At 64.4% G+C, this 24,208-nt stretch carries 13 protein-coding genes and 3 pseudogenes; 8 read left to right on the top strand and 8 right to left on the bottom strand.

The window, feature by feature from the left end:
• Positions 1-72: 72 nt before the first annotated feature.
• Positions 73-942, bottom strand: coding sequence for a DMT family transporter (locus tag ACNQQL_RS01510; RefSeq protein WP_175962093.1), 870 nt, complete (start codon positions 940-942; stop codon positions 73-75).
• A 214-nt stretch (positions 943-1,156) separates the two neighbouring features.
• Positions 1,157-1,342 carry a hypothetical protein gene (locus ACNQQL_RS01505; RefSeq protein WP_006480515.1) on the bottom strand — a complete coding sequence of 62 codons (186 nt, stop codon included), beginning with the start codon at positions 1,340-1,342 and terminating at the stop codon, positions 1,157-1,159.
• A 216-nt stretch (positions 1,343-1,558) separates the two neighbouring features.
• On the opposite strand from ACNQQL_RS01505, the gene ACNQQL_RS01500 reads away from it, so the two are divergent.
• Together ACNQQL_RS01500 and ACNQQL_RS01495 are read left to right on the top strand one after the other, a co-directional pair.
• Positions 1,559-2,317, top strand: a complete 759-nt coding sequence (locus ACNQQL_RS01500; RefSeq protein ID WP_072443761.1) for a DeoR/GlpR family DNA-binding transcription regulator — start codon at positions 1,559-1,561, stop codon at positions 2,315-2,317.
• A 105-nt stretch (positions 2,318-2,422) separates the two neighbouring features.
• Entirely contained in the window at positions 2,423-4,216 is a 1,794-nt protein-coding gene (locus ACNQQL_RS01495) for a phospholipase D-like domain-containing protein (RefSeq protein WP_347062951.1), read from the top strand.
• 57 nt (positions 4,217-4,273) lie between these two features.
• On the opposite strand, the gene ACNQQL_RS01490 is transcribed toward ACNQQL_RS01495, so the two are convergent.
• From ACNQQL_RS01490 to ACNQQL_RS01470, 5 genes and pseudogenes are all read right to left on the bottom strand, one after another.
• Entirely contained in the window at positions 4,274-4,948 is a 675-nt protein-coding gene (locus ACNQQL_RS01490) for a TetR family transcriptional regulator (protein WP_072443757.1), read from the bottom strand.
• 115 nt (positions 4,949-5,063) lie between these two features.
• Positions 5,064-6,332: an NAD(P)/FAD-dependent oxidoreductase gene (locus tag ACNQQL_RS01485; RefSeq protein WP_072443755.1), complete on the bottom strand. Its 1,269-nt coding sequence runs from the start codon at positions 6,330-6,332 to the stop codon at positions 5,064-5,066.
• 135 nt (positions 6,333-6,467) lie between these two features.
• Positions 6,468-7,076, bottom strand: a pseudogene (locus ACNQQL_RS01480) (lysine transporter); the annotation flags it as partial.
• Positions 7,077-7,796 (bottom strand): autoinducer binding domain-containing protein, encoded by a 720-nt coding sequence (locus tag ACNQQL_RS01475; RefSeq protein ID WP_015877499.1) that lies wholly within the window; start codon positions 7,794-7,796, stop codon positions 7,077-7,079. It abuts the pseudogene before it with no gap.
• A pseudogene (locus ACNQQL_RS01470) lies at positions 7,790-8,768 on the bottom strand (amino acid permease); the annotation flags it as partial. The gene ACNQQL_RS01475 and the pseudogene ACNQQL_RS01470, both read right to left, overlap by 7 nt.
• Before the next feature lie 628 nt (positions 8,769-9,396).
• On the opposite strand from ACNQQL_RS01470, the gene ACNQQL_RS01465 reads away from it, so the two are divergent.
• The 6 genes from ACNQQL_RS01465 to ACNQQL_RS01440 all read left to right on the top strand — a co-directional run bounded on the left by ACNQQL_RS01465 (position 9,397) and on the right by ACNQQL_RS01440 (position 21,598).
• Positions 9,397-10,908: an aldehyde dehydrogenase family protein gene (locus ACNQQL_RS01465; protein WP_347062950.1), complete on the top strand. Its 1,512-nt coding sequence runs from the start codon at positions 9,397-9,399 to the stop codon at positions 10,906-10,908.
• 527 nt (positions 10,909-11,435) lie between these two features.
• On the top strand, positions 11,436-11,942 hold the full coding sequence (locus tag ACNQQL_RS01460) for a hypothetical protein (protein ID WP_347062949.1): 507 nt from the start codon (positions 11,436-11,438) through the stop codon (positions 11,940-11,942).
• A gap of 3 nt (positions 11,943-11,945) precedes the next feature.
• Entirely contained in the window at positions 11,946-16,541 is a 4,596-nt protein-coding gene (locus ACNQQL_RS01455) for a calcium-binding protein (RefSeq protein WP_347062948.1), read from the top strand.
• Between the two features lie 101 nt (positions 16,542-16,642).
• Positions 16,643-18,829, top strand: a complete 2,187-nt coding sequence (locus ACNQQL_RS01450; protein ID WP_347062947.1) for a type I secretion system permease/ATPase — start codon at positions 16,643-16,645, stop codon at positions 18,827-18,829.
• A complete protein-coding gene (locus ACNQQL_RS01445; protein ID WP_347062946.1) occupies positions 18,826-20,169 on the top strand; it encodes an HlyD family type I secretion periplasmic adaptor subunit in 1,344 nt (447 codons plus the stop codon). Before ACNQQL_RS01450 ends, ACNQQL_RS01445 begins: the two co-directional genes overlap by 4 nt.
• On the top strand, positions 20,141-21,598 hold the full coding sequence (locus ACNQQL_RS01440) for a TolC family protein (protein ID WP_416392491.1): 1,458 nt from the start codon (positions 20,141-20,143) through the stop codon (positions 21,596-21,598). Before ACNQQL_RS01445 ends, ACNQQL_RS01440 begins: the two co-directional genes overlap by 29 nt.
• A gap of 51 nt (positions 21,599-21,649) precedes the next feature.
• Here ACNQQL_RS01440 and ACNQQL_RS01435 read toward each other — a convergent pair.
• Positions 21,650-24,051: pseudogene (locus ACNQQL_RS01435) on the bottom strand (DUF3772 domain-containing protein).
• Positions 24,052-24,208: the final 157 nt, after the last annotated feature.

Here is a 24,208-nt window from a genome sequence, read left to right as displayed (position 1 = left end):
CCCGCCTCGATGAGCTCGAGCTTGTCGGCAAGCGTCGGTGCGGCCGTACAACCGCGCACATGTGCGCCCGCGTCAGCGCCGCGCGAGCACGACGCCCGCCAGCGCGAGTGCGAAGCCGAATAGCTGGATCGCCGCGAGCGTCTCGCCGAACAGCAGGTAGCCCTGCAGCGCGGCAAGCGGCGGCGCGAGGAACAGCAGCGACGTCGCGCGCGCCGCGTTGCCGCGCCGCAGCATCCACATCAGCATCGTGACCGCGCCGCCGGACAGGAACACGACGCCCCACACGAGCGACACCCACAGTGCCGGCGCGCCGATCCAGCGCGTTTCATGCAGCAGCGCGACGAAGATCGCCGCGACGATCGCCGCGCCGAAGTTCTGCACGGCGACCGCGGTGCGCAGGTCGCTCTGCGCGAGCTTGCCCTTCTGGTACAGCGAACCGGCGGTGATCGACCCGACCGCGAGCACCGATACGACGACCACGAACCACGCAGGCGCTGCGCCCGGCGGCGGCGCGACGCCGCCCGCGACCTTCGGCGCCAGCACGAGCGCGACGCCGGCGAGCCCGAGCGCCATCCCGAACCAGCCGCGCGCGGGCAGCCGCTCGTTGAACAGCGGGACGGCGAGCACGGCGGTGGCGAGCGGCTGCAGCGCGCCGAGCAGCGCCATCACGCCCGCGTTCAGCCCTTGCGCGACGGCCCAGTAGCTCGCGCCGAGATAGACGCCCTGCAATAGCGCGCCCGCGATCAGGTGGCGCGGCCATTCGCGGCGGGCCGGCCACGGCGCGCGCGCGACGAGCGCAACCGCGCCGAACAGCGCGGCCGTGCCCGCGAAACGGGCGAGCAGGAACAGGTTGGGATCGGCGTAGGGCTTGATTGCCCGTGCAACGATGAAGCCGGTGGACCACAGCGCGACGAAAGCGGCGGCGACGATCGAGGTAAGCATGCGAGGCGGGCCGCGATGCGGCCGGACGGAATCGTAAAGTCGGCCAGTATCGCGGGAAGCGGCACCGGCGTCTTGTCGAATCCTGCACTCGTGCCGCGCATCGTATGAATGCGCCGGCTTCCGCCGCGGGCCGGCTATCGGCGGGCGCGAGCGGGGCCCGGACGGGAAGGGCCCCGCACCGCCAGCGGTGCGGGCAAGCGCGAAGCTGCGAAGATCAGTCGATCGAGAACGTGTCGAGCGGCTGGTTGGCGCGCGCGTCGGTCGCGAAGCGCGCGGCGAGCTGCTCGTAGAGCCGGCGCGCCTCGTCGAGCGTCAGGTCGATCCAGTACGGATCGCCGGCCGCATCGTTGAGTCGTTCGGGCGGAAACTGGATTTCGATCACGCTGCCTTTGCGATACATGGTGCGAGCCCCTTTGCTTGGTCTGTCGTTCGGCGAAGCGCAAAGTGTAGCAACCGGCGCCGTGCCGATTCGCGCGCGTCAGGCAATACAGAATTTCGCTTTCGGGGAATGCGGCCGGCCGCCCGGCCGCGTTTCGCGCCGCAGTCAAATACCGGTAAAGCGGCCGTAATACAATGGCCGGCTTACCCATTACCAGTCGCCCCGGGCGCACACGCGATGCTGGCGGAACAACGTCATCAATACATCCTGTCGGAGCTCGGACGGTCGGGCGCGTTGTCGGTCGCGGAACTCGTGCGCTCGCTCGACGTGTCGCGCGAGACCGTGCGGCGCGACCTGAACGCGCTCGCCGCGCGCGGCCTGCTCGTGATGACGCATGGCGGCGCGCTCGCTGCCGACCGCCGCGAACCGAGCCTGTCCGAGCGCGAAGCCGCGAACGCCGAAGCGAAGCGCACGATCGGGCGGCGCGCGGCCGAATTCGTGCCCGACGACGCATCGGTGCTGATCGATTCGGGCAGCACGCCGCATGCGGTTGCGCTTGCGCTCGCCGACCGGCACCGGCTGTCGATCTATACGAACGACTGGCGCACCGCATTCGTGCTCGCGCGGCGCAACGGCAACCGCGTGACGCTGCTCGGCGGCGAACTGTCCGACGACGAAGACGCAACCTTCGGGCTCGACACGATCCACCAGCTCGCGCAATACCATGTCGATTTCGCGTTTGTCGGCGCCGGCGGCATCACGGCCGACGGCGAGTGCACCGACTACTCGCGGATCGCGGCCGAAGTGCGCAGCCGGATGATCGCGGCGGCCGGCACGGCGATCATCGTCGCCGACCATTCGAAATTCGGCCGCGTGACGCCGGTACGGATCAACGGCGCGGCGGCCGCGCGCTATCTCGTGACCGAACGCGCACCCGACAAGGCCGTGCGCCGCGCGCTGACCGCGCGCGGGATCGAGCTGCTTGTGTGCGACTGACGCGCGTCCGACATACAAGGTTCATCGAACCGTCATTCCGAGGGAAGAACCTCTGCCGACACTGACCCATTCATTTCGACCGGCCTCGCGGCCAGGGAGCAACGAATGTCCGTCAGCGTGCGCAGCTATCTTTCCCCCACTCTCGTCCTGCTGGCCTTCGACTGGGCCGATGCGCAGTCGCGCAACGATTTCCTCGGCTTCGCGATCCGGCGCACGCCGGGCTTCTGGTCGGCCGACGGCAAGACGCGCGCGCCGAACAGCTGGCTGCCGAACCGGCTGACGTTCGACGGCCCGGCCGCCGACACGCAGGGCGACGCGCCGACCGACCAGGCGCCGATCCAGAAATTCATGTGGTGGGACGCACGCATCGATCCACAGGATCGCGACGCGTCGTTCCGCTACGACGTCTATCCGGTCGTCGGCACGCCCGACGACCTGCAGGTGCTCGACGCGCAAGCCGGCGTGTGCGACGTCGTGCTGCCCGCGCATATCGAGGACGGCATCGGCACCTGGTTCAACCGCGCGGTGGTGAGCTCGCAGGCGTTCGCGAAGCAGGTCGCGGCGCTGGGCCTCGCGCCGAATGCGGCACCGAGCGACGCGCAGGCGCTGAAGCTGCGCACGTGGCTCGCGAACGACATGGAACAGGTGTTCGCGGAGATGCTCGACCGCGCGTCGCGCGCGGCGTCGGCCGTCTATCACCTGACCGACACGCTGTGGGCGCTGCCCGCGTTCGAAGCGTTCGGGCGCAAGCACGGCGGCGCGTCGCTCGCGATCGTCTACGACGCGCACACGACGGCGCGCAAGGGCAAGCCGCCGCTGCCGTCGCCGAACCAGCCGGCCGTCGACGCGTTGCAGGGGCTCGCCACGCTCGCGCCGCGCGACAAGACGCACATCATGCACGACAAGTTCATCGTGACCGACGCGCCGTCCAACCCGGCGCCCGTGCGGGTGCTGACCGGCTCCGCGAACTTCACGACCGAGGGGCTGACGGAGCAGGCCAACGTGCTGCACACGTTCGATTCGCCTGCGTTGGCCGCGCTGTACAACGATCGCGCGCATGCGCTGGCCGGCAATCCGTCGATCGCGGACACGGCGCGGCTGTCGCCGGGCTGGTCGGCGCCGATGACGATCGGCAGCGCACAGGTGCGGCTGGCGTTCTCGCCCGAACCGTCGGGGCAGCGCACCGAGATCGACACGATCGTCGCCGCGATCGCGGCCGCGAAGCATTCGGTGTCGTTCTGCCTGTTCATGCCGACCGACGCGGCCTTGCGCGACGCGTGCTTCGCGGCCGGCGACCGCGGGCTGATGATGTTCGGGCTGGTGAACAAGATCAACATCGGCAGCGCGACGAAGGCCGATGCCGCGCGGCAGGGCGGCCAGACGCTCGATGCGGCGACGCTCGCGAACCTCGAGCTGTATCACCGCAGCCGCGACAACCACGACGTGATCGACGCCGAGTACTTCTCGTCGGCGACGGTGCCGCAGGGTTTCGAGCCGGAAATACGGCAGTTTCCGGGCGAGCCGGCGCCGGCCTATCCGCCCGTCGTGATCCACCACAAGTTCATCGTGATCGATGCGGAAGGCGCGAATCCGGTCGTCTATACGGGTTCGGCGAACATGAGCCGCAATTCGGAGCAGTACAACGACGAGAATCTGCTCGAGATCCGCGACAAGCGGATCGCGGCGATCTATCTCGCGGAATTCCTGCGGCTCTACGAGCACTATCGTGCGCGGGCGCTGGCGATCAGTGCGAAGCAGCGCGGCACGAGTACCGGCACGGGCACGCATGCGCGGCTCGCGCTCGCGCCCGATTCGAGTTGGGCGAAGAAGTATTACGTGGCGGGAAGCCCGGAAGAGAAGGCGCGGATCGCGCTGGCGTCGACCGCGCCGACGGATTGAAGTGCTGACGCGCGAAGGGCACGGACGTTTCGTGCCCTCGGCTGCTACGGCCGCCGCTTACGCGGCGACGTAGCGCAGCACGGCGTCGGCGATCGTGTCGCGATGCCGCGCGCGCAGGCGCGGCGCCGACGGGTCGCGGCCGAACGCGGCGCCGAACGTGTAGCGGTTCGACACGCGGTGGAAGCAGAACGAACTGATCAGCAGGTGCAGGTCGAACGCGTCGATGTCCTTGCGGAACGCGCCGCTCGCCGCGCCGCGCTCGACCAGTTCCTCGAGCGTCTTGATGATGCTGACGTTGCGGTTCTTGAACGACTTGAGCTGTTCGAGATACTTCGCGCCGTGGATGTTCTCGATCGACACGAGGCGGACGAAGTCGCGATGCTTGTCGTGATAGTCGAACGTGAATTCGACGAGGCGGCGCATGCCTTCGCGCGGCTCCATGTCGCCGACGTGCAGTTCCTGCTCGAGCGCGCGGATGTCGCCGTACACCTTCTCCAGCACGGCCTCGTACAGGCCTTCCTTGCTGTCGAAGTAGTAATAGAGCATCCGTTTCGTCGTGTTCGTGCGCTCGGCGATCGCGTCGACGCGCGCACCGGCGAGGCCCATCGCGGAAAATTCCTGCGTGGCGACATCGAGGATGTTGCGCTTGGTTTGCTCGGGATCGTATTTGCGCCGCGCGTCGGACGCAAGCGCGCGGCTTTCGGACGTGGCGGCTTTGCTTCCTGCTTTCATGTGACTTTGTTGTGGGTTCGCGGCGGCTTGGAAAAGGCATTCTAGCATGTGGGAAATCCCCGCCCGGCCGACCCTCCGCTCTAATCGGCAGGGTCGTTTCGGCCGCCGCGGCCGCTCAGCGGCGGCAGGACGCGAGCGCGTCGCGGGCCTGATATGCCGTGTACGTAAGCTGCGCGGCGGCGAGGCCCGCCAGCCCGAACGTGCGCGTGAGCCCGAATGCGCCGAAGCCGTCCGGCACCGGCCGGCCTTCGGCCAGCGCGGCCGCGAGCGCTTCGCCGGCGACCGTGGTCGGCGCCATCCCGTGGCCGCCGAACGCGATCGCGTGCCACACGCCGTCCGCGTCGCGGCCGATCTGCGGCATCTTGTGCCGCGCGTAGCTCATCAGCCCGCCCCACGCGTAGTCGACCTTCACGTCTTCGAGTTGCGGATACACGCGCAGCAGGTCGCGCCGCAGCAGGCGTGCGATCGCGTCCGGGCCGCGGTCGAGCACCGAGATCCGGCCGCCCCACAGGATGCGCGTGTCCTTCAGCGGGCGGTAATAGTCGAACGCGAAACGCGTGTCGTAGATCGCGTACGGCGCGTCGATCGCGTCCGGCAGCCGCGCGCCGAGCGGTTCGGTCGCGATCACGTAGGTGGCGATCGGCAGCACTGCGCGTTCGATGCGCGGCGACACGCCGCGCGCGTAGCCGCCGCCGGCGAACACGACGTCCTTCGCGCGTACCGCGCCCTGCGCCGTGCGCACGACGTACCCGGCGCCTTCGCGCGCGATGCCGAGCGCGGCCGAGCGCTCGTACACGCGCGCACCGCCGCGCGATGCGGCCGCCGCGACGCCGAGCACGTACTTGAGCGGATGGAAGTGGAATGCGTTCGGCTCGAACAGGCCGCCGTAGTAGCGCTGCGTCTTCAGCCGCGTGCGCAGCGCGTCCGTCGACACGGGTTCCCAGTCGACGCCGAGTTCGCGCTTCATCAGCGTACGCACGCTGTCGAGCCGGGAAGGATCGTCGAACCAGTTCGCGAGCATCACGCCCTCATCGACGATGTCGCAGTCGATCCCGTAGCGCGCGATCCGCGCGCGGATCAGGTCGACCGCATCGACGGTGAGCCGGTACAGCCGGCGCCCTTCGTCGCGGCCGAGCGTGCGCAGCAGGTCGGCGTTGTCGAGGCTGTAGCCGCCGAATACGAAGCCGCCGTTGCGGCCCGATGCGCCGAAGCCGACCCGTTCGCTGTCGAGCACGACGACGTCGCGCACGCCGCGCTCGACGAGGCCGAGCGCCGTGCACAGGCCGGCGAGGCCGCCGCCGACGATGCAGACCTGCGTGTCGGTCGTGCCGGTCAGTTGCGGGTAGGGCTGGCGGGTAACGGTGGCTTCGTAGAAGTTCTGCATGCGATTTCGTTGACTCGTAACGGCGGAAAAACGGACGGCGCGCGTCGATCTTGCCTGAACGCGCGCGCCGCGTCGAATGGGGGCGCGAGGCGCCGGCTGCCGCGGCCGGGCAGGCGGCCGGCACGAGGCGGGCCGTCAGGCGCCCTGCGCCGGGTTGGCCGGGCGGGCGACGTAGCCCGCGTAGCCGGTTTCGGCCTGCGGTGCCGTTTCGGGTATCGCGTTGCGTTCGATCCACGGCGCGATCTCCATGTCCTCGTAGCGCACCAGGCGGCATTTGCGCACGAGCGCGTAGCCGAGCCAGATCGCGAGGAAGAACGGCAGGCCGATATAGGTCGCGGCGATACTCGCCCAGTCGACCTTGTCGGCGAGGAACGCCTGGTAATCCTGGCCGAGCGCGACGACCGCGCACAGCGCGAACGCGAACAGCGGGCCGAACGGGAACCACTTCGACCGGTACGGCAGCTGGTCGAGCCGGTAGCCCTGCTTGAGGAAACCCTTGCGGAACCGGTAGTGGCTGACCGCGATGCCGAGCCACGTGATGAAGCCGGCCATGCCCGACGTGTTCAGCAGCCACAGGTACACCGTCTTGTCGCCATACAGCGACGTGAGGAAACACAGTGCGCCGACGGCGGTCGTCGCATACAGCGCGTTGCGCGGCACGCCGCCCGGCGACAGCTTCGCGAACAGCTTCGGCGCGCGGCCTTCTACCGCGAGGTTGTAGAGCATCCGCGTCGACGCATACATCTACGGCGCCTGGATCAGCCCCATGCCGATCGCCTTGACGACCGCCTGCACCTTGTTGGCCGCGCCGAGCTTGGCGAGGATGTTGTTGATGTGGAACGTGACGGTGCGCTCGGAGATGTTGAGCTGTTCGCCGATCTCGCTGGCGGTGCGGCCTTCGCTGGTCCAGCTCAGCACCTCGCGTTCGCGCTTGGTGAGCGAGATGCTCGCGGCCGGCGACAGCTTCGGCACGAGGAACCGGCCCATCAGCGAATGCGAGAGATTGGCGAGCCAGTTGGCCTGCAGCGTCAGGCTGTTGATCTCGGCCGGCGTGAGGCGGTCCGAGCGCCGCGCGATGGTCAACAGTCCGAACACGCCGCGCGCGGCCCAGCTCGACTGCGCGACGCCGACCGACATGCCGAAGTCGCGCGCGTCGCGCCAGAGCGACGGTTGCTCCGCCGCATCGGCGTCGGGCCAGATGATCATGTTCGGGCTCGCCGCCCCGTCGCGCACGGTCGGATCGATCTCGATGTAGTTGCGCGCCTGATAGTGCGCCATCCAGCCCGGCGGATAGGTGTCGAAGATCTCGACCAAGGGCTGCGATCCCGGCTGCGGCACGCGGATTCCATAGCAGCAGTACTCGAAGCCGAGACGCTTCGAGTATGCGGAAACCTGGTGAAAGAGCTGCTGCTCGTTTTCCGCCGTATTGAACTGGTGGTAGGCATCCTGCCAGCGTAGTTCCATGCCCGAGTTGCCGGCCGACAGCACGGCCGTCAGGATCACCGCGTTCATCACGCCGGCCGCGAATGCGAGGCCCGCGTGGCGGAACACCAGCGTAAACGGGCTCACGCCGATGTCGGTCACGTCGCTCTTCAGCAGGCTCGGGTCGGTATAGGGGATCAGCACGCCGATCACGAAGATCGCGAACACATAGAACAGCAGGATCCGCCAGAAGATCTGCTTCACCGCGCGCGGGATCGTCGTGCGCGGGTTCTCCGATTCGCCGGCCGCGACGCCGATCATTTCGGTGCCCTGGAACGAGAAGCCCGCGATCATCGCGACGCCGAGCATCGTCGCCCAGCCGCCGGCGAACGGCGCGTCGCCGATCGTGAAGTTGCCCCAGCCCGCGCTCGGGCCACCCTGCATGATCCCGAAGATCATCAGCAGGCCGACGCCGACGAACGCGAGCACCGTCAGCACCTTGATCAGCGCGAACCAGTATTCGGCTTCGCCGAATCCGCGAACCGACAGCGCGTTGAGCGCGAAGATCAGCGTGAGGAACAGCGCGCTCCACCAGACGCCCGGCACATGCGGAAACCAGTAGTGCATCACGAGCTGCGCGGCGACGAGTTCCACCGCCAGCGTCACGGCCCAGCTGTACCAGTAGTTCCAGCCGAGCGCGAAGCCGAAGCCTTCGTCGACGAACTTCGCGCCGTAGGTCGCGAACGAACCCGACACGGGCATGAACGCGGCCATTTCGCCGAGGCTCGTCATCAGGAAATAGACCATCAGGCCGATCACCATGTACGCGAGCATCGCGCCGCCGGGGCCGGCCTGCGAGATCGACGCGCCGGACGCGACGAACAGGCCCGTGCCGATCGAGCCGCCGATCGCGATCATCCGCAGATGGCGGGCCTGCAGCGCGCGGTGGAGGGACGGCTTCGCGGGCGGCGAGCCGGATGGACGGGGCGAATCGGGGCGGGCATCTGAATGCATGGCGGGCGCTGGGCGCTGTCTCCGGGATTGTTTTTCGGCGACGAAGCGCGACGCGTTGCCGGCCGGGCAGCGGTGGTGCTTCGCGGGAACGGGCCGGATGAGCCGGGCCGCGATGCGTGTCGCGTTCGTCTGTCGTCCGGCTGCCGTAGTGGCGGCCGGCGGCGCGCCGGGTGCGTTGCACCTCGACGTCGCACCGATTGTGTGTGCCCGATGCACGAGCGGCAAACGATATTTCCGAACAGGGTGATGCGGCTTTGTCATCAACTTGCGTCGCGTCGGGACGCGTCTGGCCGCCCGGCTACGGGCTTTGGAAACGTCCCATATCGGCACAAGAATGCATCGGTCTGGCTCGCTGAGGTGTTGCGTTTTGGGAATGAAGTCGTGAGTTAATATCAATAGCGGCCCGACTTGTGGCCGCCGACAATGTGTTTCATGGATCGTGCCTCGCGACGCGAGGGCGTGCCGTCCGGCCGGGCTTTTCGGCGGCGGCGCAGCGCGATGCGCCGTGCGGCGCACCGGGCCCGCCGAGCTGCGTATCCGCTTGCACAGGGCGCGCGAACGCGCTCCAATCGAATCACGCGGGCGGCGCTGCCGCCGCACCGATCAATCTGTCCCTGAAGAGGAAGTGATGCAATTCAACGACATTCTTGCTGCGCTCGACATCGATCTCGCCCGGTGGAAAGGCACTGCGCTGACCGCGCGTTCGCCGCTCGACGGCGCGACGCTGGCGACGCTGGCGGTCGACTCGCCCGCCGACGCCGAGCGCAAGATCGACGCCGCGCACGACGCATTCCTCAAGTGGCGCACGGTGCCGGCGCCGGTGCGCGGCGAGTTCGTGCGCGTGTTCGGCAACGTGCTGCGCGAGCACAAGGCCGAGCTGGGCCGCCTCGTCACGCTCGAAGCCGGCAAGATCACGTCGGAAGGCCTCGGCGAAGTGCAGGAAATGATCGACATCTGCGATTTCGCGGTCGGCCTGTCGCGCCAGCTCTACGGCCTCACGATCGCGTCGGAGCGCCCGGGCCACCGGATGATGGAAACGTGGCACCCGATCGGCGTATGCGGCGTGATCTCTGCGTTCAACTTCCCGGTCGCGGTGTGGGCGTGGAATGCGGCGCTCGCGTTCGTGTGCGGCGATTCGGTCGTGTGGAAGCCGTCGGAGAAGACGCCGCTCACCGCGATTGCGTGCCACGTGCTGCTCGAGAAGGCGATCCGCGAATTCGAGAAGACCCATCCGGGCGTCGCGCCGCAGGGCCTGAGCCAGCTGGTGCTCGGCATGCGCGATGTGGGCGAGGTGCTGACGGCATCGAAGAAGGTGCCGGTCGTCAGCGCGACGGGCAGCGTGCGGATGGGCCAGGAAGTCGCGAAGGTGCTGAGCCAGCGTCTTGCGCGCGGCATCCTCGAGCTCGGCGGCAACAACGGGATGATCGTCGCGCCGAGCGCCGATCTCGACCTCGTGGTGCGCGCGGTCACGTTCGCGGCGGTCGGCACGGCCGGCCAGCGCTGCACGACGCTGCGCCGCTTGATCGTGCATCGCAGCCTCGTCGAGCAACTGCTGCCGCGCATCGAGAAGGCCTATGCGTCGGTGAAGGTCGGCAACCCGCTCGAGGAAGGCACGCTCGTCGGCCCGCTGGTCGACCGCGCGTCGTTCGACGCGATGCAGAAGGCGCTGGCCGATGCACGCGAGCAAGGCGGCGAAGTGAAGGGCGGCGAGCGCGTCGACGTCGGTCATGCGGATGCGTACTACGTGCGTCCGGCCATCGTGCGGATGCCGAAGCAATCGGCGGTGGTCGAGCGCGAGACGTTCGCGCCGATCCTGTATGTGATGATCTACGACAACTTCGACGATGCGATCGAACTGCACAACGCGGTGCCGCAAGGCCTGTCGTCGGCGATCTTCACGAACGACATGCGCGAGGCCGAGCAGTTCATGTCGGCAGCCGGCAGCGATTGCGGGATCGTCAACGTGAACATCGGCACGAGCGGCGCGGAGATCGGCGGTGCGTTCGGTGGCGAGAAGGAAACGGGCGGCGGGCGCGAGTCGGGTTCGGATGCGTGGAAGGCTTATATGCGTCGCGCGACGAACACGATCAACTACAGCCGCCAACTGCCGTTGGCGCAGGGGGTGAAGTTTGATGTGTGATGTCGTGTGGGATTGGCGTGTTGCTCACGCTGATTTCATCGGGCGACTGATGTAGCGTCGTAATCGTTTGAAACGGGAAAGCCGGCCATGGGCCGGCTTTTTTGTTTTCTGGTGCGGTGATTGATTGGACGGGGTTCGGGGATGTTTTCGCTTGCGTGAATTCGTCGATAGCGTGTCGGAAATAAGTAATCGTACAAGTACGGAATTTTCGAATTACTTTTAACGTTTCGTATGTGTATGAAAATAAGAGGATCTCTTGTTTTCTTTCAATTCTTTCTATATCTTCACGGGGATTGTATATCGCTGGCGGTTGGTGTGAATTGTGGATTTTGTTTGGTAACGTTTGGAAACATTGATTAGGTATCCATATGGTAAGGCGGTGGGGGGTAAGAGAGAGCGCTCGTGCTGACTGGCGAGAAAAGGAGGGAGCACATCGTAGGCCACTATTGACTGCGAAAGGAGACGGCAATGGGCCTCGCAATATCGTTGGATTCTTGATCGAATTCTATCGACGGAGTCCGGCGATTATGGTTTTGCATCTCGCTGGCGCGCTGATTGCATGGTTCGCACCAAATGATGCGCTGACGCGTTGGCCAGTGCTGAAAACAATTGTGACCAGCATCGGGGAGGTATCTCCATTGCTTTTCAAAGCAATCGAGAGATCCCAGTTTCCAGATGTCACCGCGCTCTACTTTTCACTGATGTTGGTCGCGATACCTCTCAGAATCTTTGAAGCTTTTCGCCTTTGCTATGCGGAGAGGGAGGAAATAGTTGCCGGGTACTTCGACTACTCATGGAAAAGAAAGGCTTTTGCATTTCTGATTGCGATCTTGTTTTTTTCTGGGAGTGTGTTTCTTCTGGTTTTTCATGGTCAATATTTTGACTGGAATTTCATGTCTGTTGGAAAGTCGAGATTCTGGCTTGGAATGGTTGGGCCATTGTTTGCTGGTGGATATTTGGTTATTTGCTTTGTTGCAGCGATTGTTGCGATTCTTTCTTTGTTGTGCTGTGTATTTTATGATAATTGGAGATGAAATATGGCTTGGTATGAGCTCGATGAGTGGAGTGCGTTGGGTGCGTCTGGAGAGGGAGTGAGGGTGGCCTTGCAAAATATCGCTACCCAATTAGAGAAAGTCTCAGAAAGTTCCGCAAAGCTATCCACTGATGCCGCTGCGCGCGCGGAATATGCGCGAATGATGTGGAAAAATATCGACGCGCTCAGTGTTGGAGCGATCAAGGCGCTCGATAGCGTAGATCGTAGTCTGCTTGATGCTCAAGCAATTGCGCGAGTTGAAGCTATGCGAGCAGAATTGGGCAAGATGCGCTCATTTGCAGAAATTGCTCAGGAGACGGGCACATATGCGAAACGGATGACTGCTATTGGGGGGCAGTTGGGCGGTATTATTTCTGCTGTTCAATTGCTGTGGGTTATCAAGAACCCAAACGCGTCCTCTTATGAGGTAGTTGACACCGCAGTTGGAATATTGGGCGGCCTTGTTGGTGGCGCCGTGGTCACTGCATTACTACCTGTCTCCATTTCCGGCTTTGCCGTGGGCGTCGCCACTGTAGGCGGCGGTATGTTTTTGGGAGCCTTGGCTAAAGGCGCTTGGGAGGAATATATCGCACCGAACGTCCTTGGCCTGACCGCTGACAACAGCCCGCTTTTCCGCGATGAAGTGTCGCGTACCATCGACCGTGTGATGGGGGGGGCGTCGTCCGGCATTACCGTGGCTAGCACTCGCACCGACGGAGACTGGAAGATCACGACGTACAGCAACGATGTCGAGATAAAAATGTTCATGCTGCCGCTCGAAGATTATCGCCCGGGGTTCGAGCCAGGATACATTGCAATCGGGAACCAGTGGGAAGGATATTCGATCCAGATAACCACGCCGAACGGAAAGGGCGGTCATACCGTCCAGTACATCGGGCAATCCGGTACTGTCACGAAAACCGACACGAACGGCGACGGCGTATTCACCTATGTCAAGAAAGAAACCCGCCTCGGCGAAGGCGCCAGCGTAGTCCGCGAAGACACCAACGGCGACGGTGTCGTCGACCGCAACTTCGTCGTGAATGGCGGCCAGCGCTACGATCTGTCCAACGTCCGCGACGCCGCCTTCGCAGACAGCCTGCTGTCACGATATCGCGCCACCGGACTACTGAGCGGCACGAGCTATCTGGATCTGAGCCAGATCATTTCCCGGACGCTGACCTACGGCGGGAAGAACGATTACGGCTTCACGATGCCATCCGGCTGGTACAACCCGATCGGCGCGTTCTACGAAGCGAAAAGCCTCGAACTCGACACCGCGGCGTCGATCGCGAACAAGACTCCGGTGTTGCTCAATGCACAGCGACAAGGTTTGAGTGCTGAAACACTGCGCTCGCTCGATACCAACCGCGACGGCAAATTGTCCGGTGCGGAACTCAATGGCCTGCAGGTCTGGGTCGATATGAACGAGGACGGCATCGCGGATGCCGGCGAATTCCGCGCGCTCCATCACGTAGGTATTTCCGAAATTCGTGCCGTCGATTTCGACATCGTGACTCGTGGCAACAGCCGATATGCGAACGGCCCAGCCACCGCGCCGCTCAAGGGCAGCGAGGTCGCGGGCCAGCCAGGGCGAATCTATCTCGCCCCGGCTGTTCCCTTCTCCAATTACCGCGCGCTGCGCGACACCGACAACACGTACTGGATCAATTCCAGTCAGTTTATCCACTTCGGTGCGCGTCAGATCAAGATCAACAACGGCAATCGAACCTATCTCATCGGAACCGACGGAAACGACGTATTCGACGCGAACTACTACGCCGCGTACGGCCACTGGATCAACAGCGGTTTGCTCGTGAACTTCCTCGCCGGCGGCGGCGACGATGTAATGGGCGGCAGCTGGCGCAACGACAATCTGTGGGGCGGCACCGGCAACGACACGCTATTCGGCTACGACGGCGACGATCGGTTGTACGGCGAAGAAGGCGACGACGAGTTGCAGGGTGGTGCAGGCAACGACGTGCTCGATGGGGGCTCCGGAAACGATTCGCTGTTTGGCCAGGCCGGCAACGACATCATGAACGGCGGCGATGGCGACGACATCATGATGGGCTTCACCGCGTCCAACGAAGCGAAGCAGGCACTCGCACCGGGAGAAACGGACGACGACGTCATGTACGGTGGTGCGGGCAACGACCGGATGTGGGGCGGCCTCGGCAACGACTACATGGACGGTGGCGACGGTGCAGATCTCGTCAGAGGCGGTCACGGAAACGACACGATATTCGGTGGTACCGGCAACGACGAATTGCACGGCGACGAAGGCAACGACCGACTTCTCGGCGAAGCCGGTCACGACCGGATATTCGGTGAAGCGGGCGACGACGTGATCTGGGGCGGCGATGGTGACGACGTACTGGTCGGCTTTACCGCCGGCAACGATGCGAAGCAAACGTTGTCGTGGGGCGAAACCGACAACGACGCGCTATACGGCGGCAACGGAAACGATGCGTTGTATGGCGGTCTTGGCAACGACTACCTCGATGGCGGCAACGACGACGACTTCCTCGACGGCGGAGAGGGCGACGACACGCTCTTTGGCGGCGCCGGCAGCGACGAGTTGAATGGCGGTAACGGCAACGACGTCCTGTCGGGGGAAACCGGCAACGACAAGATTTTCGGCGGCGCGGGCAACGACACGATCTGGGGCGGTGATGGTGACGACATTCTCGTCGGCTTCACCGCCACCAATGATGCGAAGCAGGCTCTCGCCGCGTGGGAAACCGACGACGACACGATCTACGGTGGCGCCGGCAACGACCTGATTCTCGGCGGCCTCGGCAACGATCTGCTCTATGGCGAGGCAGGCAACGACGAAATTCAAGGCGGAGCCGGCCACGACCGGCTGTACGGCGGAGACGGCAACGATCGCCTGTTCGGTCAAGTCGGCAACGACATCCTGTATGGCGGCGCGGGCGACGATCTGCTGGTCGGCTTCACCGGCGACAACGAGGAGAAGAGGACGCTGGCTCCGGGCGAGACGGACGACGACTATCTCTACGGCGGGGACGGCAGGGATACGCTGCTCGGCGGTCTCGGGAACGACTATCTCGATGGCGGCGCCGGTGCGGATCACATGGAAGGCGGGCAGGGTAACGACACCTATATCGTCAACAGCGTCAACGACGTGATTCTCGAGTACGTGAATGAAGGTTACGACACGGTGATCAGCAGCGCGAACTACATCCTCAATGCCAACATCGAGGAATTGCGCCTCGTCGAAGGATTCGACATCAACGGCACGGGCAATGCGCTCGATAACGTGATCGTAGGCAACAGCGCGAACAACATCCTGGACGGTGTGACAGGCGCCGACACGATGATCGGCGGCAAGGGCAATGACACCTACTACGTCGATAACGTTGGCGATCGTGTGGTGGAACGGGCGGGCGAAGGGATCGATACGGTTCAGAGCAAAATCAGCTACGCACTGGGCGACCATGTCGAGAACCTGAATCTGCTCGATTTCGGCAAACCGGAAAAGGGTCTCGTCGATGGCGCGTCCGTACTCGTATACGGTTACCCGAAGGCGAACGAACTGGATTACATGCAGGGCGACGCGGTTCCGACGTTCCAGGGAACGTGCGCGCTGACGTCGATCGCCAATCTGCTTACACAGATCGGGACGCCGACCACGGAGGGAGAGGTGGTCAGGCGCGCGATCGACAACCAATGGGCGATCACCAGCCCGGCCGCGACCGACTATCAGCGAGGCGGATCGAACTACGTCCAACAACAGGCGCTCCTGAAAAGCTACGGCATTACGAACAATCTGCTCGCGGGATACGACGAGCGTGCGGTCGCGAATCTGGTTCGAAGCGGTCGGGGTGTGATTCTCGCGCTGAACGCCGGTCGGCTCTGGGGAGATGGTGCGTATCTCGACAGCGGCGGCGTCAATCACGTCGTTACGGTGACCGGCGCGGTATATGGTGAGGCAGACGGTGCGCTCAAAGGCTTCTACATTGCCGATTCGGGGCGTCAACGCGTCAGCGACATGACCCGTTACGTGAGCCTTCAGGAGTTCAGGTCGGCGGCTAACGTACCGAACTCGTATGCGATTTACACGGCCGAAGCGCTGAAACTGTGGAACGAGGACATCGACGGCACGGGTAACGCACTCGACAACACGATCATCGGCAACCGAGGCAACAACGTGCTGGATGGCGGTGCCGGCAATGACATTCTGGTCGGTGGCCTGGGCAACGATACCTATCGATTCGGTCGCGGGTCCGGCCGCGACACGATCCGGGACGACGACGAAACGCTTGGCAACAGCGATGTGATCAGCATCGGTGCCGGCGTATCCGCGGATCAATTGTGGTTCCGTCACGTCGGCAACGATCTGGAGATCAGTATCCTCGGCACCGGCGATACCGCGACGGTTCGGGACTGGTACCAGGGTTCACGGTATCAGATCGAGCAGATTCGTACAGACGACGGCCGAACGCTCGTCAATGCCGATGTCGAGAAACTGGTACAGGCCATGGCGGTATGGTCGCCGCCGGCTGCGGGATCAGTAACGCTGTCTCCTGAGCATCAGGCCGCGCTTGCGCCGACGCTGGCGACGAGCTGGCGTTAATTTCGGTTCCCGAAGGTCGATCCGTCCGGTTGCACATTACGTGCGACCGGACGGCCTGCTGCCGGCCGTATCGCATTTCCTTTCTCGCCTCGTTTCCCTTCATGGACAGTTCCATTCTCCGGCATCCAGCGTCGTCTCCGACGCAGGATGTCGACTCCGGTCTCGCCGTCGTTCTGACGATGGCCAGCCTGCACGGCATCGCAGCCGACGAAGCCGCGTTGCGACATGAATTCGGCTTCGGCCGTTTCGATACTCAAACAATCCTGCGAGCCGCGCGTTCCCTCGGCATGACGGCCCGGGCCGTTCAACAGAACCTCGAACGACTGGATCGGGCGCCTTTGCCCGCGGTCGCACGGGCGAAAGGCGAAGGTGGCTATTTCGTGGTCGCGCAGTACCAGGCCACAGATGGAACACGCGCGCCTCGAATGCTTGTCCAGTTTCCGGGTGAGGCACCTACCGTCCTGACCCGCGAGCGTCTTCTGGAGATCTGGACCGGCGAGCTCATCTATTTCACGAGCAAGAGCAGCATTGCGGGTACCCTGGCGCGCTTCGATTTCAGCTGGTTCATTCCGGCAATCGTTACGTACCGGAAGCTGCTGGGCGAAGTTCTTGCGATCTCTCTGGTGTTGCAGTTGATTGCGCTCGCCACGCCGCTCTTCTTCCAGGTGGTGATGGACAAGGTGCTCGTCAATCACGCGATGAAGACGTTGAACGTGATCGCCGTGGGGCTGATTTGCGCGACGCTGTTCGAAGCGGCGCTTTCGGGAATACGAACCTGGGTCTTCGCGCATACGAGCAGCAAGATCGACGTCGAACTCGGCGCTCGGCTCTTCCGTCATCTGTTGGCATTGCCGCTGGCGTGGTTTCAGGCGCGCCGTGTGGGCGATTCTGTCGCCCGTATTCGCGAGCTGGAGAACATTCGCGCGTTCCTCACCGGCAATGCCGTGACGCTGGTGATGGATCTCGCATTTTCGTTCGTTTTCCTCGGGGTGATGCTCTGGTACAGCGCGTGGCTTACGCTTATCGTCGTTGTTTCGATTCCGCTCTACGTGTTGTTGTCGGTCGTGTTTACGCCGATCATTCGGCGGCGTCTGAACGAGAAATTCAATAAGGGCGCCGAGAATCAGTCTTTCCTCGTCGAAACCATCAGCGGGATCGATACGGTCAAGGCGATGGCGCTCGAACCGCGCTGGACAGATCGATGGGACCGTCAACTGGCCGCTTATGTGAGTTCGGGCCTGTCGGCGACCAACGTTGCCACGATTGCAAGCGGCGGCGTGACGTTGATCAGCAAGCTGGTGACCGCGGCGATCATGTGGCTGGGCGCCACGCTGGTGATCGACGGCAAGTTGACCGTCGGCGAGCTCGTCGCGTTCAACATGCTGGCCGGGCAGGTGTCCAGCCCGATACTGCGTCTCGCTCAGCTGTGGAACGACTTTCAACAGGTAGGGATTTCGATGGGGCGCCTCGGGGATATCCTCAACACGGCGCCCGAAACCGCAGCCAAAAAGACGCGAGTACCCCGCCTCGAGGGCGCGATCGAATTCGACCAGGTATCGTTTCGCTACCGGCCGGATGCGAGCGATGTCATCCGGCAGATCTCCGTCAGGATCGCGGCGGGCGAGGTCATCGGAATCGTGGGCCGCTCCGGGTCGGGCAAAAGCACGCTGACCAAGCTCGCGCAGCGGCTCTACGTGCCGGATCGCGGGCGAGTGCTGGTCGACGGGCACGATATTGCAGTGATCGATACGGCGAGTCTGCGCCAGCAAATTGGCGTTGTTCTGCAGGAAAACACGCTGTTCAATCGTTCTGTGCGGGACAACATCGCGCTGGCTCGACCCACTGCGTCGATCGACGCGGTGATCGATGCAGCGAGGCTGGCCGGCGCACACGAGTTCATCTGCGAGCTTCCGGAGGGTTACGACACGCTTGTCGGCGAGCATGGCACGGGGCTCTCGGGCGGCCAGCGGCAGCGCATCGCCATTGCTCGCGCATTGATGACCGATCCACGCATCCTGATATTCGACGAGGCGACCAGCGCGCTCGACTACGAATCAGAAGCCGTCATACAGGCCAACATGCGGGACATCTGCGCGCGGCGTACGGTGCTGATCATTGCGCATCGGCTCTCGGCGGTGCGCGACGCCGACCGGATTCTCGTGATGGATCGCGGGCAAATCGTGGAAAGCGGCACGCACGACACACTGCTGCGCACGCGGAATGGAATCTACGCACACCTGTATTCGCTGCAACAGGGCGGGCGCGACGTAGCAAAGGCACGGATATGAGCATGCGACAGCAGGCAGGGGCCTGGCGTGAACTGGTCGGGCGTTACCGCGATGTCTGGCGTCACTGCTGGAAGCAGCGCCATCGGATGACGCTGCCGACATTCAATGCGAACGAGGCCGAGTTTCTGCCGGCGGCGCTGTCTGTCCAGGCGATACCTGTCTCGCCGGCAGGCCGGTGGGTCGCGCGCATTCTCATCCTGCTCGTAATGACGGCGATCGTCTGGTCGTATTTCGGGAAAATCGACATTGTTGTCGACGGCGGCGGCAAGATCATTCCATCCTCCCGGACCAAGACGCTGGCGGCGGTCGAGGTTGCCAGCGTGCGAGCGCTGCACGTGCGCGACGGACAGGTCGTGAAGGCTGGCGACGCACTGATCGATCTCGATACGCGCGTAATCGACGCCGAACGTCAACGGGCGGACGGCGACCGGCTGAATGCGGTACTGCAAGCCGAGCGTGCCCGGGCGTTGATCGACGCGATCGACACGGGGCGACAGCCTCGACTGGCGGGTGTGGAGGGCGTGTCGCCCGAGCGCCGGCGCGAGGTCGAGCGGCACCTGCTGGATCAATGGCGCGATTTCGTCGCGCGACGGGACCGTCTCGACAGCGAAATACACCGGTACGGTCAGGCCGCTCCGCTTGCGGCGCGTCGTGCGGACGATTACGCCAAGTTGATGGAGACCCGTGACGTTGCGGAGCACGCGTGGATCGAGGCCGAGCAGCAGCGCATCGATACGGCGGGACAGCTTGCGGATGCTCGTCACCAGCGCGCGGCTCTCGTGGCAGAGACGCGAAGGAATACCCAGGATGCGTTGAACGATGCGCAGCGTATCGTGGACGCGTCGTCGGGCGACATGCGGCGTGCGGAGGCACACGGGGAGCTGCTGCGCCTGACCGCCCCGATCGACGGAACCGTCCAGCAGCTTGCCGTCCATACCATTGGGACAGCGGTGCCGGCCGCACAGCCGCTGATGCAGATCGTGCCGCGAGAGGGGGCGGTAGAAATGGAAGCATTCGTCGACAACCGGGATATCGGCTTCGTCGAGGAAGGGCAGGCCGCCAGCGTGAAGATCGACGCATTCGAGTACACGAAATACGGCACGTTGTCGGCGAAAGTGAGTCATGTCTCGCGCGATGCGATAGACGACGACAAGAAGGGACTCGTCTACTCGGTCAGGATCCTGCTTGATCGTTCGGCGCTGGTGGTAGACGGTCGCGAGATCGCACTGTCGCCGGGTATGTCGGGTAGTGCCGAGATCAGGACCGGTACACGGCGGGTGATCGAGTATGTGCTGTCGCCGTTGCTGCAGCATGCGCGGGAGAGTTTGCGTGAGCGCTAGGAGCTTGAAAGGTGGCGTGTGTCCGTGGATCTTCGGCCTGATGTTGGTTTCAATTGCATGCAATGCCGAAACACGCGGGATTCCGGATGGCCTGGCCGATCCGCTGCTGACCCGTCCACCGGTGCTGGATGCGGGGCAGCGATTACCGGGCGATGACATGCCAGTTGTATGCGCTTCGTCGACTGGCCCGGCGAAGCTGCTGACGCTTGGCGATGCGGTTGATCTTGCGCTATGCCACAACCCCCGTATTCGAGCGGCGTGGGCATCGATCAAGATCCAGGCCGCTGCGGTGGGTGAAGCCAGATCGGCATGGCTCCCCACCGTCAACGGGTCGATCAGCCAATTGACGACTTATAACCGGTATTCCGATGCACCATCAATGAATACGCGCGGCGTCGGTCGAACGTCGAACGCGACGTTGAACTGGCGGCTACTCGACTTTGGTGGGCGAGCTGCAAACCGCGCGGCGGCACAGCAACTGCTGACGGCAGCGCTGGCGGGCCACGACGCAGCGATGCAGAAGGCGGTCGTGGATGTCATCGGTAGCTATTTCGATGTTCAGAATGCTCAAGCGGCGTTTGCAGCGCGTACCGAGTCCGCGACTTTGGCGGAATCGACGCTGCGTGCGTCGCGTAAGCGGCTGGAGATGGGCGTTGCATCCCGAGCAGACGTATTGCAGGCGGAAACAGCGCTGGCCAAGGCATTGCTCGCTGCACGGCGAGCGGGCGGGGAGGTGGCTCGGGCCCGCGCCGAACTGGTCTTTGCGACCGGTCTGCCCGCCGGCACGCGGCTCGAGGTCGAGGAGGCAGTCGTACCGGTTGCGCTAGACGCGGAGCGCCAGCTAAGCGACTGGCTTCGCGCGGCCGAAGGTTCTCACCCCGAGATCCGGGCGGCGCGGGCCAAATGGAAGGCTGCGCAAGCGAAGGTCACGACCGTGCGGTCCGACGGAATGCCGACCCTGGATCTAAGCGGCACGCTGTCGCGGAACGGATATCCGAATCAGGGATTGCAGTCAGTGCGGGCGACGCAAACCAGCATCGGCCTGACTTTGACGATTCCGTTCTTTGACGGCTTTTCTCGCACGTATCGGATTCGCGGCGCGCAGGCTCAGGCCGAACTGGCACAGGCACAGCTTCTCGATACGCAGCAGCAGATTCTGCGTGACGTGCTGAAGGCCCATGCCGACGCGGAGACGACAGCGGACAACCTGGATGCGTCTGCACGCTTGCTGGCTGCCGCGGAAGCGGCGCTGACATCGGCGCGCAATCGTTACGCGTTCGGCGCAGGAGATATTCTGGAACTGCTGTCGGCACAAGCGGCGCTTGCCGATGCCCGCCAGGAACGGGTGCGAACGCTGGCCGAGTGGGAGGCGGCACGGCTGCGGCTGTTTGCCAGCGCTGGCGTCATCGGACGATGGGCATTTCGGTAGTACTGGAGACGGTCGTCGCGATAGCCGCAGTACGCGACCGGCCGTCTTTGTTCACTTCTCCGCCGCCGGCATGTTCTGCACCACCAGCATCTGCGGGCTCGACAGCGTGATCCCTGCCGCACGCAACTGCTTCAGGATCTCGAACAGCAGATCGCTCTTCGTCGAACTCGCGATCCGCGGGCTCGACACGTAGCCCGTGACGCTCAGCGTGATCCCGTCGGGCGTGAGCTGGCTGAACGTCACCGACGGCGCCGGTTTCTCGAGAATCGCCTCATGCGAGCGGTACGCGTCCAGCAGCAGGTCGCGCACCTGCTCGGGATCGGTGTTCAGCGGGAACGTCAGCACCAGCGTCGCGACGCCCTGCGTGCTGTTGCCCATCGTCACGTTGCGCAGGTTCTGCGAGATCAGTTGGGAATTCGGCACGATCACCGTCGAGCGGTCGCTGAGCTGGATCTCGGTCGCGCGCACGTTGATGCGGCGGATGTCGCCTTCGACGCCCGCGATGCTGATCATGTCGCCCACTTTCACCGGCCGCTCGGTCAGCAGGATCAGCCCCGACACGAAATTCTTCACGATCTCCTGCAGGCCGAAGCCGATACCCACCGACAGCGCACTGACGATCCACGCGAGGTTGTTCCATCTGACGCCGAGCAGCCCGAGCGTCATCAGCACGAGCAGCACGTAGCCGACGTTGGTGAACAGCGTGATCAGCGAGACGCGCATCCCCGTATCCATGCCGAGCGCGGGCATGAACTCGCCGTCGAGCCAGCGGCGCAGCGAACGCAGCAGGTAGAAGCCGATCGCGAAGCCGATTACGGCATTCAGGATCCGGTCGGGCATGATGTTCAGGCTCTGCAGCCGCTGGCTGCCGATCATCGCGACCGCGCTGTCGAGCAGGTCGCCCGGCGTCGTGCCGAAGCCGCCCGTCAGCAGCGCGATGGCCGCGATCAGCATCAGCAGGCTCGTGCCGAAACCGGACAGGACCGTGCGGGCCTGGTCGAGGTGCCGGTCTTCGAGCGCGAACAGGTTCTTGATCTGCTGGCCCGTCGACAGGCTCGCGGAGAACAGGCTTTCGCTCGCATCGCGCGTCAACTGGATCAGGATATAGGTGGCGCACAGCACGATCTCGAACCATACGAGCTCGTAGGTGATGAAGCGCGCGACCGTGACGTAGCCGATCAGGAGTGCGATCAGCGACACGACGATCGCCAGCGTGACGCCGGCGTGGATCAGCCCGGCGAGCGTCGAGCGCTGCTCGGGCGCAGCAGCGACGCGCCGACCGTCAGCGCGACGACGAGCGATACGATGCCGCGGCCGAACAGCGTGACGGACAGGCTGGTGTCGACGATCCGGTTGATCGATTCGAGCGTGCCGGACATCAGCAGCAGCGCGGCCAGGATGCCGGGGAACGGCTTCATCGCGAGCGCGACGGAATCGGCGAGCGCCGGCAGGCGCCACGACGGATGCTTCGTGCAGAGCAGCGCGCGGCCGAGCCCGGCGATCAGTGCGCAGGTCGCCGCGAGCTTCGCGAACTGGTCCCACAGATCGGTCAGCGACGGCGTGAGTTCATAGTGGCGCGCGACGGCGAGGTAGAGGATCTGAACGGCGAAGGCGGTTGCCAGGAATGTCGACAGCGCGGTCGACAGCGCCAGCGCGCTGCGGCGCAAGCGGGTGGGCGGCAGGCGGTTCAGGCAGATCCACGCGAGCCCGCGCTCGATGAGCCGGCGGCCGCCGAGCCACATCGCGAACGAGGCGAGCAGCAGCAGCGCGGTGATCGCCCGTTGTCCGGGTACCCACGACGAGCGCAGCATGTCGCGCAGTTCGTCGTTGAAATCCTCGAGCCGCTGGACGTCGTCCGGCGAACGCTGGAACAGCGGCAGCCAGAATTGCGCGCTGAAGATGCCGCCCGAACGGAACGCGAGCTGGTTCTTCAGCAGGCCGCGATGCAGCTTCGCGAACTGTTCGGTCAGGTTCGCGAGGTTGGTCTTCTGATCGGCGGCCTGTTTCAGCGCCGCATCGAGCTGCGTCTTGCGCGCGTCCAGCGTCGCGCGCTGCTTCACGACAGCCGGCGTTTCCGGCGCGGCGCCTTCGGCCGGCGCCGGGCCGAGCACGTCGAGTTGCGCCTGGACCTGCGCGCGCTGCGGAACGAGCTCGCTCTGCAGCTTCGCGACATCGGTGCTCAGCTCCTGCGTCGCATCGCCGAGCGCGTCCAGCTCCTTGCTGTTGGACGCGGTCGAGGTCTGCTGCTTGATGCGATCCTGTTCGGCCTGCATCTGCTTGAGCTGCGCGACGGCGTCGTTCAGCGAGATGGTCGGCACGAACGCGTCGGTGCCGCTCGCGCCCGGGGCGGAAGCAGCCGCCGGAAACGCCGATGCGGTCGCGATCGCCGCGAACTGCAGCAACGCAATCAGTGCGATCCGGCGGGCGTACGTGGATAGTCGTTGTATGAACATGGAATGCTTACGATTTGCCGACAATGCCGGTCGCCGAAAGGCGCCCGGAAGCCGGTAGTTGGCCCGGTAGCATGTTACCGGGGCGCGGAACGCGTGGTTGTCCCGATTGCGTACCCCGTTTTCGGCGATCCCGGCGGTGCGCGCCCGCGCGAAAGGG

It is taken from the genome of Burkholderia sp. LFS061 (assembly GCF_047978125.1).
Taxonomy (GTDB): domain Bacteria; phylum Pseudomonadota; class Gammaproteobacteria; order Burkholderiales; family Burkholderiaceae; genus Burkholderia; species Burkholderia pyrrocinia_C.
This window is presented reverse-complemented; position numbering and strand designations above follow the sequence as displayed.

Excerpts from the sequence above, each read along its gene's own strand:
- ACNQQL_RS01510 (WP_175962093.1), bottom strand. The coding sequence starts at position 942 with ATGCTTACCTCGATCGTCGCCGCCGCTTTCGTCGCGCTGTGGTCCACC.
- ACNQQL_RS01505 (WP_006480515.1), bottom strand. The coding sequence starts at position 1,342 with ATGTATCGCAAAGGCAGCGTGATCGAAATCCAGTTTCCGCCCGAACGA.
- ACNQQL_RS01500 (WP_072443761.1), top strand. The coding sequence starts at position 1,559 with ATGCTGGCGGAACAACGTCATCAATACATCCTGTCGGAGCTCGGACGG.
- ACNQQL_RS01495 (WP_347062951.1), top strand. The coding sequence starts at position 2,423 with ATGTCCGTCAGCGTGCGCAGCTATCTTTCCCCCACTCTCGTCCTGCTG.
- ACNQQL_RS01490 (WP_072443757.1), bottom strand. The coding sequence starts at position 4,948 with ATGAAAGCAGGAAGCAAAGCCGCCACGTCCGAAAGCCGCGCGCTTGCG.
- ACNQQL_RS01485 (WP_072443755.1), bottom strand. The coding sequence starts at position 6,332 with ATGCAGAACTTCTACGAAGCCACCGTTACCCGCCAGCCCTACCCGCAA.
- ACNQQL_RS01475 (WP_015877499.1), bottom strand. The coding sequence starts at position 7,796 with ATGGAACTACGCTGGCAGGATGCCTACCACCAGTTCAATACGGCGGAA.
- ACNQQL_RS01465 (WP_347062950.1), top strand. The coding sequence starts at position 9,397 with ATGCAATTCAACGACATTCTTGCTGCGCTCGACATCGATCTCGCCCGG.
- ACNQQL_RS01460 (WP_347062949.1), top strand. The coding sequence starts at position 11,436 with ATGGTTTTGCATCTCGCTGGCGCGCTGATTGCATGGTTCGCACCAAAT.
- ACNQQL_RS01455 (WP_347062948.1), top strand. The coding sequence starts at position 11,946 with ATGGCTTGGTATGAGCTCGATGAGTGGAGTGCGTTGGGTGCGTCTGGA.
- ACNQQL_RS01450 (WP_347062947.1), top strand. The coding sequence starts at position 16,643 with ATGGACAGTTCCATTCTCCGGCATCCAGCGTCGTCTCCGACGCAGGAT.
- ACNQQL_RS01445 (WP_347062946.1), top strand. The coding sequence starts at position 18,826 with ATGAGCATGCGACAGCAGGCAGGGGCCTGGCGTGAACTGGTCGGGCGT.
- ACNQQL_RS01440 (WP_416392491.1), top strand. The coding sequence starts at position 20,141 with ATGCGCGGGAGAGTTTGCGTGAGCGCTAGGAGCTTGAAAGGTGGCGTG.